Annotated in this window: 13 protein-coding genes and 1 riboswitch; of the genes, 8 read left to right on the top strand and 5 right to left on the bottom strand. The window is 68.7% G+C overall.

Features of this window, described 5'->3' with window-relative positions:
- Window positions 1-39 precede the first annotated feature (39 nt).
- On the bottom strand, window positions 40-1,095 hold the full coding sequence (locus WAX14_RS02435) for a hypothetical protein (RefSeq protein WP_422626504.1): 1,056 nt from the start codon (window positions 1,093-1,095) through the stop codon (window positions 40-42).
- 78 nt (window positions 1,096-1,173) lie between these two features.
- On the opposite strand from WAX14_RS02435, the gene WAX14_RS02430 reads away from it, so the two are divergent.
- The 3 genes from WAX14_RS02430 to WAX14_RS02420 all read left to right on the top strand — a co-directional run bounded on the left by WAX14_RS02430 (window position 1,174) and on the right by WAX14_RS02420 (window position 3,761).
- The gene (locus tag WAX14_RS02430; RefSeq protein WP_422626503.1) at window positions 1,174-1,590 is read left to right on the top strand and encodes a DUF3151 domain-containing protein; all 417 of its coding nucleotides are present in this window, start codon (window positions 1,174-1,176) and stop codon (window positions 1,588-1,590) included.
- The gene (locus WAX14_RS02425) at window positions 1,571-2,728 is read left to right on the top strand and encodes an FUSC family protein (protein WP_422626502.1); all 1,158 of its coding nucleotides are present in this window, start codon (window positions 1,571-1,573) and stop codon (window positions 2,726-2,728) included. Before WAX14_RS02430 ends, WAX14_RS02425 begins: the two co-directional genes overlap by 20 nt.
- Window positions 2,729-2,834: 106 nt before the next feature.
- Entirely contained in the window at window positions 2,835-3,761 is a 927-nt protein-coding gene (locus WAX14_RS02420) for a cation diffusion facilitator family transporter (RefSeq protein WP_422626501.1), read from the top strand.
- Window positions 3,762-3,764: 3 nt separating this feature from the next.
- On the opposite strand, the gene WAX14_RS02415 is transcribed toward WAX14_RS02420, so the two are convergent.
- On the bottom strand, window positions 3,765-4,310 hold the full coding sequence (locus tag WAX14_RS02415) for a histidine phosphatase family protein (protein ID WP_422626500.1): 546 nt from the start codon (window positions 4,308-4,310) through the stop codon (window positions 3,765-3,767).
- A 52-nt stretch (window positions 4,311-4,362) separates the two neighbouring features.
- Window positions 4,363-4,476: riboswitch (cobalamin riboswitch) on the top strand.
- 33 nt (window positions 4,477-4,509) lie between these two features.
- On the opposite strand from WAX14_RS02415, the gene WAX14_RS02410 reads away from it, so the two are divergent.
- From WAX14_RS02410 to WAX14_RS02395, 4 genes are read left to right on the top strand one after another with little or no spacing between them, the layout of a single operon-like run.
- Entirely contained in the window at window positions 4,510-4,704 is a 195-nt protein-coding gene (locus WAX14_RS02410; protein WP_068155005.1) for a CbtB domain-containing protein, read from the top strand.
- 14 nt (window positions 4,705-4,718) lie between these two features.
- Window positions 4,719-5,549 (top strand): CbtA family protein, encoded by an 831-nt coding sequence (locus WAX14_RS02405; RefSeq protein WP_422626499.1) that lies wholly within the window; start codon window positions 4,719-4,721, stop codon window positions 5,547-5,549.
- Between the two features lie 4 nt (window positions 5,550-5,553).
- Window positions 5,554-7,047, top strand: coding sequence for a cobyric acid synthase (locus WAX14_RS02400; protein ID WP_422626498.1), 1,494 nt, complete (start codon window positions 5,554-5,556; stop codon window positions 7,045-7,047).
- Window positions 7,044-7,790, top strand: coding sequence for a cobalt-precorrin-6A reductase (locus WAX14_RS02395; protein ID WP_422626497.1), 747 nt, complete (start codon window positions 7,044-7,046; stop codon window positions 7,788-7,790). Before WAX14_RS02400 ends, WAX14_RS02395 begins: the two co-directional genes overlap by 4 nt.
- Before the next feature lie 4 nt (window positions 7,791-7,794).
- On the opposite strand, the gene WAX14_RS02390 is transcribed toward WAX14_RS02395, so the two are convergent.
- Complete coding sequence (locus WAX14_RS02390; protein WP_422626496.1) at window positions 7,795-8,337, bottom strand: hypothetical protein; 543 nt, start codon at window positions 8,335-8,337, stop codon at window positions 7,795-7,797.
- Window positions 8,338-8,444: 107 nt separating this feature from the next.
- On the opposite strand from WAX14_RS02390, the gene WAX14_RS02385 reads away from it, so the two are divergent.
- Window positions 8,445-8,867 (top strand): DUF1801 domain-containing protein, encoded by a 423-nt coding sequence (locus tag WAX14_RS02385; protein ID WP_422626495.1) that lies wholly within the window; start codon window positions 8,445-8,447, stop codon window positions 8,865-8,867.
- Between the two features lie 7 nt (window positions 8,868-8,874).
- Here the strand turns inward: WAX14_RS02385 and WAX14_RS02380 are convergent, their stop codons facing one another.
- Window positions 8,875-9,798 carry a cobalamin biosynthesis protein gene (locus WAX14_RS02380; RefSeq protein WP_422626494.1) on the bottom strand — a complete coding sequence of 308 codons (924 nt, stop codon included), beginning with the start codon at window positions 9,796-9,798 and terminating at the stop codon, window positions 8,875-8,877.
- A partial coding sequence (locus WAX14_RS02375) for an aminotransferase class I/II-fold pyridoxal phosphate-dependent enzyme (RefSeq protein WP_422626493.1) occupies window positions 9,795-10,576 on the bottom strand: 782 nt, incomplete at its 5' end. The genes WAX14_RS02375 and WAX14_RS02380, both read right to left, overlap by 4 nt.

Raw genomic sequence — 10,576 nt, 5'->3', positions numbered from 1 at the left:
GTTCCCGGTAGCACCCGCTACCGGAAACACGCACGGCCGCTATTCTCCGCAGACCTTCCATTCCCCGCCCACGTCGGACAGGTCGAAGGTCCGCTCGGTGACATCGGTCGGGGTTCCCGTCGGATGCGCGGTCACCTGCACGATCGCAAGGTTGTCGGTGATCTGGACCTTGTCGACGCTCGTCACGACCGGCACCGAACCCTGCTGTAGCGCAAGGTTGTGGATGTCCGTGAACTGCTCGGGGTCCACCGTCGCGTAGAACTCCGCCAGACCGCCGCATGTCGACGCCCGCAATGTCGCGAGATCGCCGGCGGCGAGGGCATTCACGAATGTGTCGACACTCGCGCGGATCCGCGCCTCGGGCGAATTGTCGGCCCGACGATCGAGGAACACGACCACCGCCGCGACGACGATCGCCGCGACCACCAGCGCACCCGCACCGGCCGCCGCGAGCACCCAGCGCTTGCTGTCGCGACGGGGCGTCGGTTCGATGCGCTGTGGCGTCGGCTGCGGCTGGAACCGCTGTGGCTCGGGTCGCGGCGGTTCGGGCAGTCGTGGTTCGATGCGCTGCGGTCGGCGCTTGTTCGGCACGTGCGAACGCACCGGGATCTGCACGGTGGCGGCCTCGGCGGCCGGGATCGCGACGGTCGTCGCATCGGCGGCCGCATGTGCGACCGTCACGGCGTCGTCCGTGGATCCCCGGCTGTCGCCGGTTGCGCGGGTGGATGTCGACGTGGATGGGCCGGATCCGGTCGTGCGACCGGCAATGGGAATCGCCACCGTCTTCGCGTCGGCGTCGATTGCGCTCGGTTCCCGACGCAGGGTCGCGACCGCATCGGCATCGGCATCGGCATCGGTTTTGCCTTCTACCGCGTCGTCTTGTACCGCGTCGTCTTGTACCGCGTCGTCTTCTACCGCGTCGCCATCTGCGGTGACCTCATCTGCAGCGCTGTCGTCGCCGGTCGATGCTGGACCAGGTGGTGCATCCTGCACCGAGCCGTCAACCGGAGTGTCATCAGCCGGAACGTCATCGTGCGGCGTGGTCGACTCCGCAGGCAGGGGAGTGGAAGCGCCTTCGTTCTTCGGATCCGGCACGAATACACCTCGTTCGACGGCCAACGGTTTCCCGGGCAGCCTATCCAGCGTCGCGCGGGGACGGGCAGAATGGTCGCCATGACCTCTTTCGGTGACCTCCTCGGACCCCAGCCCACCCTGCTTCCCGGCGACGACGACGCGGAATCGGCACTGCTCAACGGTGAGGACGCAGCCAAGGTAGCGGCGGACCATCCGACGGCGTCCATCGCGTGGGCGTATCTGGCGGAGGCCGCCCTCGACCACGGTCAGACGATCACGGCCTATGCCTACGCCCGCACCGGGTATCACCGTGGCCTCGATCAGTTGCGCCGCAACGGATGGAAGGGCTTCGGCCCGGTTCCGTTCGACCACGAACCGAACCGGGGATTCCTGCGGTGCGTCGCCGCTCTCGCTCGTGCCGCGCAGACGATCGGTGAGACCGGCGAGTACGCCCGCTGCCTCGACCTGCTCGAGGATTGCGATCCGCGGGCAGCACGTGAGCTCGGCGTCGAGTAGGCGCCTGCCCGACCGGACCGACATACGCCGGCGACTGCGGGCACCGGCGACCAGGCTGCGTGGCTCGGCACTGCCGATTGTTCAATGTGCCCTCGCCGCGGGGCTGGCCTGGTGGGTGGCGACCGGTCCGGTCGGGCACGAGCATCCGTTCTTCGCACCGATCGCCGCGGTGGTGTCCCTCGGCCTGTCGTTGGGTTCGCGCCTGCGTCGGTCGGTGGAACTCGTGTGTGGTGTGACGGTCGGCATCGGGGTCGGCGATCTGATCATTTCGGCTATCGGCAGCGGCCCGTGGCAGATCGCATTCGTCGTCGTGATTGCCATGTCCACAGCCGTGCTGATCAACGGTGGCCCGATCTTCTCGATGCAGGCAGGCAACTCGGCGGTGCTGGTGGCAACGCTGATCCCGCCCGGGGACAGCGGGGGTATCGACCGGATGGTCGACGCCCTGATCGGTGGTCTCGTGGGAATCGCGGTGGTCGCGGTGGTCCCGACCCATCCGGTGCGCCGCGCGCGGCGCGACGCCGCCGGAATCCTGGCGACGGCAGTGGAGGTGCTGCGGAAGATCGAGTCCGGGCTGGTCGAGAACAATCCGAAGCCGATCGACGAGGCTTTGCAGCAGGCCCGTGAGACGCAGTCGGCGATCGACGGGATGCGAACCAATCTGAAGGGCGGGCGGGAGATCAGCCGGATCTCCCCGCTGTACTGGAACAGCAGGCCCCGTTTGGAACGGCTCACGGCGGCGGCCGATCCGATCGACAATGCGATGCGCAACATTCGGGTCCTCGCGCGGCGGTCGCTGGCGCTCGTGCACGACGACGAGATTCTCGATCCGCGGCTGGTCCGACTGGTCGAGGAACTCGCGGACGCGGTCGGTGTGCTGCGCGAGGTCATTCTCGCGGAGCCGGGGGACCAGCCCGATCAGGCCGAGGTCGCGCGGGTGCTGCGCAGCATCGCCCGCAAGTTGACCCCGGAGTTGGTTGTGGGCGCCGGGCTGTCGTCGACGGTGGTGTTCGCACAGTTGCGGTCGCTGACCGTCGATCTCATGCAGGCCGCGGGTCTGGGACGGATCTCGGCGATCGCCACCCTGCCGCCCACCACCGACACTCCCGCCTACCGCCCCGATCCAGGCCCTGCATGACGCAGCCCTGACCGGCCCGCGGTGCCTGCATTCCCTCCCGAACCACGGAAGTGTTGAACACATGCGTATATGTGCATATGCTGACCGGGATTTCGGAGGGAGAACCATGGGGAACGGTCACGGACATTCGCACGGCGTGGGTCACGAGCACGGCAGGACCGGCCCGTCCGCGGCGACGATTCGACGGATGGCCGTCGCGCTCGGCATCCTCGTCGTCTTCCTGATCCTCGAGGCCGCGGTCGGCCTGTGGATCGGATCGCTGTCGCTGCTCGCCGACGCCGGGCACATGCTCACCGACGTGGTCGGCATGTCGATGGGCATGATCGCGCTCGTGCTGGCCCGTCGCGGCAGCAGCGCCGCGGCCCGCACCTTCGGCTGGCATCGCGCCGAGGTGCTCACGGCGATGGCGAACGCGGTCCTGCTGCTCGGCGTCGCGGCATGGGTGTTCTACGAAGCCGTCGAACGCATCGGCGACAGCCCGGAACTGCCCGGCCTGGCGATGATCCTCACCGCGGCGGCCGGCCTCGTCGCGAACCTCGTCGTGATGGTCATGCTGCGGGCCGACGCGAAGGACAGCCTCGCCGTGCGCGGCGCCTACCTCGAGGTGCTCGCCGACGCGGTCGGCAGCATCGGGGTCCTCGTCGCCGGTGCGTTGATCATCGGTTTCGGCTGGAATGTCGCGGACATCGTTGTCGGTGTGCTCATCTCACTGTGGGTCGTGCCGCGGGCGCTGCGCCTCGCGGCGGCGTCGTTGCGCATCCTCACGCAGGCGTCCCCGGCGCACCTGGACGTCGATGCGGTCCGCGCCGATCTCGCCGCATTGCCCGGTGTCGCAGGCGTCCACGACCTGCACGTGTGGACACTGACGACCGGGATGGACGTCGCGACCGTGCACCTGGTCAGCGACCACGATTCTCGCTGGGTTCTCGAGTCCGCCCGCACGGTCCTGTCCACACACGGACTCGACCACGCGACCGTCCAGATCGAAACGGTCGTCGACGGGCGCCGGTGCGAAGAGGACGTCACCTGGTGACGGTCAGGTCAACCGCAGCGTCCAGGTGCCGCCACGGGCGTGCAGTCGCGTGATGGTCGCCGGACGCACGTCGATCCGCCAGAAAGCCGACGCAGGAGCACCCACGGCGCACACCACCGCTGCCCGCACCACCGACGGGTGCGTCACCGCGAGCCACCGCCCCGACCCGGCTGCCATCGAGTCCAACCAGGACCGGGTCCGATCGAGCAGCGCCACGATCGATTCACCGCCGTGTGGAGCCACATGCGGGTCGGTCAACCACGCCGTGAGGTCGGCCGGGGGTACCGCCGCCATCGACAGACCCGCCCACGCGCCGTAGTCCAGGTCACGCAACGCCGGATCGGCTTCCGCGTGCAGGCCCAATGCTGCCGCGGTGTCGACGGCTCGGCGTTCCGGCGCGGTCAGCGCGACATCGACGACGGGTGGAGTTGCGCGGGCGAGCTCACGCCGGCCACGAACGCAGAGCGGCTCGTCGGTGGGAAAGCGCGCGACCGTCTGAGCGTCGGTGGATGCGTGGGTCAGCAACTGCAGGCGCAACACGGCCGACATTCGATCACACCGCCTCACGCTTGACATGCGCGGCGGCACGGTGCAATTGTTCCGCGTACGCATGTGTCGAGGTGCAGGCAATCCGGTGCGAAACCGGAGCGGTCGCGCCACTGTGATCGGACCGACGGTCCGGGAGCCAGAACACTCCCTCGACTCATGACCTTTTCGATGGGACGCGTCAATCCCGAGGGGGCAACTCATGGCCGTCGTTCACCTTCCCGACGAGTCGCTGGGCAACGCTGCGCTGGCCGCTGCGATCGCCGCGACCGTTCTGCTCGCCTTCGTGGTGCTGTATCTGGTCGGTTTCGATCAGGGAGCGATCTCCCGCAGCGGCATGTTCATGCACGAGTTGATGCATGACGGCCGGCACCTGCTTGGCCTTCCGTGCCACTGAACGAGAGCGGACCGATGAGCACCGCCACAACTGAAGCAACGTCCACCGCGCTGACCGGCAGCTTCGTGCAGCTTCTGCTGCGTGGTCTGCTGGCGGGCCTGATCGCAGGCCTACTCGCCGGTGCGGTCGCGTTCGTCATCGGCGAACCACACATTGAGGCGGCGATCGCGCTCGAGGAAGCCGCGTCCGCCGACACCACAGACGGTCACAGCCACGGCGCAGCCGAGCCAGACGGTCACAGCCACGGCGCAGCCGAGCCCGGGGGCCACAGCCACGGTGACGATGCCCTGGTCAGCCGGTCCGGGCAGAAGGCCGGCCTGTTCCTCGCGACGACCCTCGCAGGTCTGGCGCTCGGCGCGATCTATGCGTCGGTGCTGCACTTCGCCCGCCGTCACACCGCGGTCCCCGGATACGCGCTCGCACTGGCCACCGCCGGATTCGGGTGGCTGGCGATCGAGGCAGTCCCCTTCTTCAAATATCCGGCGAACCCGCCCGCAGTCGGTGATCCCGACACGATCAGCCAGCGCACCTGGTTGTGGCTCGCGACGGTGATTCTCGGGCTCGTGGCGGTCTCGGTCGCCGTGGTCGTCCGGAAGGCACTGGCCACCCAGGAACTGCGCACGGTCCGCCTCGTCGCGCCTGCGTTCGCCTTCCTGGCCGTGGTCATCCTCGGCTACCTGGTACTGCCGACGATCGACGAGGTTTCCGACGATTTCCCGGCGACGCTGCTGTGGGAGTTCCGCATCTCGTCGTTGGCTGTGCAGGCCACCTTGTGGGCATGTCTGGGTGCGGCCTTCGCGTTCCTCACCGAACGCGCGGACCGTCGCGCCGAAGTGTCCGTCTGATCGGATGGGACAGGGTCTGCTCGTCGCCGGAACCACCTCGGACGCAGGGAAGTCCGTGGTGACGACCGGGATCTGCCGTGCCCTGTCCCGCCGCGGGCTGACGGTCGCGCCGTTCAAGGCGCAGAACATGTCCAACAACTCGATGGTCACCGTCGACCCGGCGACGGGTGTCGGGTCGGAAATCGGCCGGGCACAGTGGATCCAGGCGGTCGCCGCCCGCGCGATCCCGGAGCCGGCGATGAATCCGGTGCTGCTCAAACCCGGCAGCGACCGCACCAGTCACGTCGTCGTCATGGGTGCGCCGGCGGGCAGGCTCGAGGCCGGTGAATTCGCCGGTGGCCGGAAGCATCTCGCCGAGGCGGCATTCGCGGCACTCGACGACCTGCGCAGCCGATTCGACGTCGTCGTCTGCGAGGGTGCGGGCAGCGCCGCCGAAATCAACCTGCGTGCACACGACTACGTGAACATGGGGCTGGCCAGGCACGGCGACCTGCCGACGATCCTGGTCGGCGACATCGACCGTGGTGGCGTGTTCGCGTCGATGTACGGCACCCTGGCATTGCTCGACCCCGACGATCAGGCGTTGATCCGCGGGTTCGTGATCAACAAGTTCCGCGGCGATGTGGGGCTGCTCCGGCCGGGTCTGGACTCGCTCGAAACACTCACGGGACGTCCGGTACTCGGCGTATTGCCGTGGCAGCGCGGGCTGTGGCTCGATTCCGAGGATTCGCTGGCGTTGACGTCGCGACCCGCCCACGACGGCGCCGGTGCCGTGACGGTTGCGGTCGTGATGTTGCCGCGCATCAGCAACTTCACCGACGTCGATGCGCTGTGCCTGGAACCGGATGTGCGCGTGCGGTTCGTCGACGATCCTCGTGCACTGGCCGGTGCCGATGCGGTGATTCTTCCCGGCACCCGCGCGACCCTCGCCGACCTGGAATGGTTGCGGTCACGCGGACTCGACGTCGCACTGCTCGACCATGTCCGCCGCGGTGGTGCCGTCCTCGGCATCTGCGGCGGATTCCAGATGCTCGGTTCGATGATCGAGGACCCGGACGGTGTGGAGGGCGTTGCCGGAATTTCCGCGGAGGGGCTCGGATTGCTCGACGTGCGAACGGTGTTCGCGCCGGACAAGGCACTGCGACTGCCGAGTGGCACGGCGCTCGGGGAGCCCGTGTCGGGCTACGAGATCCACCACGGCCGGATCACCGTCGGTGACGACGAGGACTTCCTCGGGGGTGCGCGTGCCGGTTCGGTATTCGGCACGATGTGGCACGGCAGCCTCGAAGGCGACGGGTTTCGCGCGGCGTGGCTGCGGGAGGTCGCCGCGGCGACAGGCCGCGAAGTGCGTACCGGCACGGTGAGTTTTCCGGCCGCGCGCGACGCTCGGCTCGAGGCGCTGGCCGATCTTGTCGACGACTGCCTCGACGTCGACGGTCTGGTGTCGATGCTCGGTGAACGCTCGTCGTTGCCGGTCCTGACCGGGATGTTGTCGTGACGGTCCTGGTCCTGGGTGGCACCGGTGAGGCGCGCGCGCTCGCGGAGTATCTGTCCACCGACGGTACCGACTTCGTGTCGTCGCTCGCCGGCCGGGTCAGTGCGCCGCGTCTTCCGGTCGGCGACGTTCGAATCGGTGGATTCGGCGGAGTCGAGGGACTCGTACAGTTCCTGCGGGACAGCCGAATTCATTCGGTGGTCGATGCCACGCATCCATTCGCGGCCGGGATCAGCGCGAACGCGGCTGCGGCGTGCGAGGCTGCCGGTGTTCCTTTGGTGCGACTGGCCCGGCCCGGCTGGGCAGGAACGGCCGGTTCCGGCACATGGACCTGGGTGGACGGGCACGACGAGGCGGCCGCGGTCGCCGCAACCGGCCGCCGCGTGTTCTTGAGTACCGGCCGCCAGACCCTCGGCCGGTTCGTCGGACCGCTGGCTCGGCACGAGACGCTGGTGCGGGTCGTCGAACCGCTGGACATCGAGGTGCCGCAGCAGTGGACCGTGCTGCAAGAACGCGGTCCCTATACCCTCGTCGGCGAGCGAACTCTGATGCGGGACAATGTGATCGACACGCTCGTCACCAAAGATTCCGGTGGTGCCTACACCCGTGCGAAGCTCGACGCAGCGGCCGAACTCGGCGTGCGGGTGATCGTCGTGCGCAGACCCGCCGCGCCCACCGGAGTCGACACGGTCGACTCGGTCGACGCTGCGGCGTTGTGGGTACAGCAGCGGGTTCAGGGGGCCTGAACGGTCAGAGCTGCGGTCCTTCGGCACGCAGATCGTCGACCGTGCGCATCGCCTCCCGCAGTTCGGCGAGCCACTGCTCACTGTGCTGACCGGCCAGTCTGACGGTCCAGCTCAGGGCGTCGGCGCGGGAACGGGCTACGCCCGCATCGACGAGGGTATCGAGGACCTTCCGTTCGGGTTGACGCAGCCGCGTCATTACGGGAACAGCCAAGTGGGTGAACAGAACTCGGCGGTCGCCGAGAGTGACACCCCACGCGACCTTCCGTCCGTAGCGGGCCTCGGCCTCGTCGGCGATCCGCATGCGGTCGCCGCGGGTGGTTTCGCGGAACCGGGCGATACGTCCGTCGGCGGCTGCATCGGTCTTGTCCTCGGGCGGGGGCAGTGCGCCGACGACGACGATCTCCTCACGGTCGACGTCGACGTCGGCGGGCCCGGTGAACCAGTCGGCGGGTAGGCGGCCGGTGAACCATTCGGCCGCGTCGGATGCGTCGGGAATGTCGGCTTGCTGCCAGCCGCCGGGGCGGCCGAAACGCCTGTAGGTGTTCATGATCGTCCTCCCAAGGACCGATCGTCGGGTGCGTGTTGCACTGATTACAAACTTACGCCCTTGCAGAATCTGCTGCCAGTGTCGGTGAGCGCTGCCAGACTGCGGGCATGGCCGAGAACAAGACCCGCCCCACCACCCAATCGGTATCCGCGTTCCTCGACACCGTAGAGCATCCGACCCGGCACGCCGACGCCCGGACGCTGCTCGACCTGATTGCCGCGGCGACCGGACAGCAGGCGGTGATGTGGGGACCGTCGATGATCGGGTTCGGGCAGTATCACTACCGTTACGACAGCGGACGGGAAGGTGATGCGCTCGCCGTCGGATTCTCGCCGCGGAAGGCGAATCTCGCGCTGTACGGACTCACTGTCGCACCGGAGTCGGCGGACCTCCTCGCGTCCCTGGGCCGGCACCGGACCGGCGCGGCATGCCTGTACGTCACCACGCTTGCCGACGTCGACCTCGAGGTGCTCACCGAGCTGATCCGGGTCGGCTACGCGCACATGACGACCGTGCAGCACCGTCCGTAGCGGCAGATCAACGGTCGCGAGAGCCGAGCGCGAGTGCCACGACGACGCTGACGGCGAGTGCCCCCGCCCCGACTCGCGCCGCCAGCCGCGCGGTGCGACCGATGTCGACGGGCGCCGGATGGGGGCCGTCGCCGAGAGTGCCGCGGTTCTCGACCGCGCCGTGATAGACGTTGACCCCGCCGAGCGTGATACCCAGTGCACCGGCGAACGCGGACTCCACCGGCCCCGCATTGGGGCTGGGATGTTTGTGCGCGTCCCGCCGCCAGATCCGCAGCGCCGCACCTGTGTCGTGACCGAGACCGGCGGCCAGCAGGGCGGTGAGGCGTGCCGGTACCAGGTTGGCGATGTCGTCGAACCGGGCGGCGGCCCAACCGAACCGCTCGAAGCGCGGGGTACGATGCCCGACCCGCGCATCGAGGGTGTTGGCGGCCCGGTAGCCCAGCAGTCCTGCCGGACCGAGCAGCGCACCCCACAGCAGCGGTGCGACCACTGCGTCGGACGTGTTCTCCGCGACGGATTCGATGGTGGCGCGGGCGATTCCGTCGGCGTCGAGCACCGAAGGGTCACGCCCGACGAGGTGTGTGATCTGAATGCGGGCCGCATCCAGATCACCGCGGCGCAACTGGTCGTCGAGGGTGCGCGCCTCGTACCCCAGCGACCGGCCACCGAGCACCGTCCAGGTCGCGACCGCGGTGACGGCCGTGTTCAGCAGTCGGTGGTTGCGGGTGAGGGTGTCGGCGGCCCAGCCGAGCGTCGCGGCGCCGCCGACCAGAATCGTCGTGAACAGCACCCCGGAGTTGCGGGTATCGGCGTATACGGCGCGCTCGGTGATGCGGGCGATCGACCCGAAACCGCTCACCGGATGTCCGCGGCGCGGATCGCCGAAGATCAGGTCGGCGACGTACCCGATGGCCAGTCCGGCGGCTCTCACCGGATCGACCGCCAGGCGTCGATCAGCGCCGCGCTGGTCCGACGATCACGCACCGCCATGCGGATCCAGTCGTCGCCGAGACCGGGGAAGGTGTCGCCGCGTCGCACCGCGAAACCGTGCGCGCGCAACGTGTCCCGGGTTCCCGTCGGAACCCGGACGAGCACGAACGGTGCGGCAGGGGCGCCCACGACCGGAACACCGAGGGCGGTGAGTTCGGAGACGAAAAACTCTCGGTCCGAGGCGATTTCGGCTGCGATCGCCGATACTTCCGCGTCTGCCCGCGGTGAGGAACACGCGATCATCGCCGCCGCCGCGGGCGCCGACACCGACCACGGTGGCTGATGCACCGCGAGATCGGCGACCACCGCGGCATCACCGACCACGTAGCCGGCGCGGACACCGGGGATCGCCCACGTCTTGGTCAGCGACCGCACCACCACCATCCCGGAAGCGGGCGTACCGGCGAGCGACTCCGTTTCTCCGACAACAGCATCCATGAACGCTTCATCGACGACGACCACGCGACCCGGCCGCATCAGAGAACGCATCGCGTCGGCGGTGTGCAGCACCGACGTGGGATTGGTTGGATTGCCGATCACCACCAGGTCCGCATCCGCGGGGACGAGTGCGGGGTCGAACACGAAGCCGTTCTCCGGACGCAGAAGCACTCGGTGCACGGTATGACCTGCGGCGATCAGCGCCGCCTCCGGTTCGGTGAACTGTGGATGCACCACCACCGGATGGCGCCACGGGCGGGCGCGGGCGATCAGGGTGAACG

The sequence above is a fragment of the Rhodococcus sp. (in: high G+C Gram-positive bacteria) genome, from assembly GCF_049299235.1.
Classification (GTDB): domain Bacteria; phylum Actinomycetota; class Actinomycetes; order Mycobacteriales; family Mycobacteriaceae; genus Rhodococcus.
This window is presented reverse-complemented; position numbering and strand designations above follow the sequence as displayed.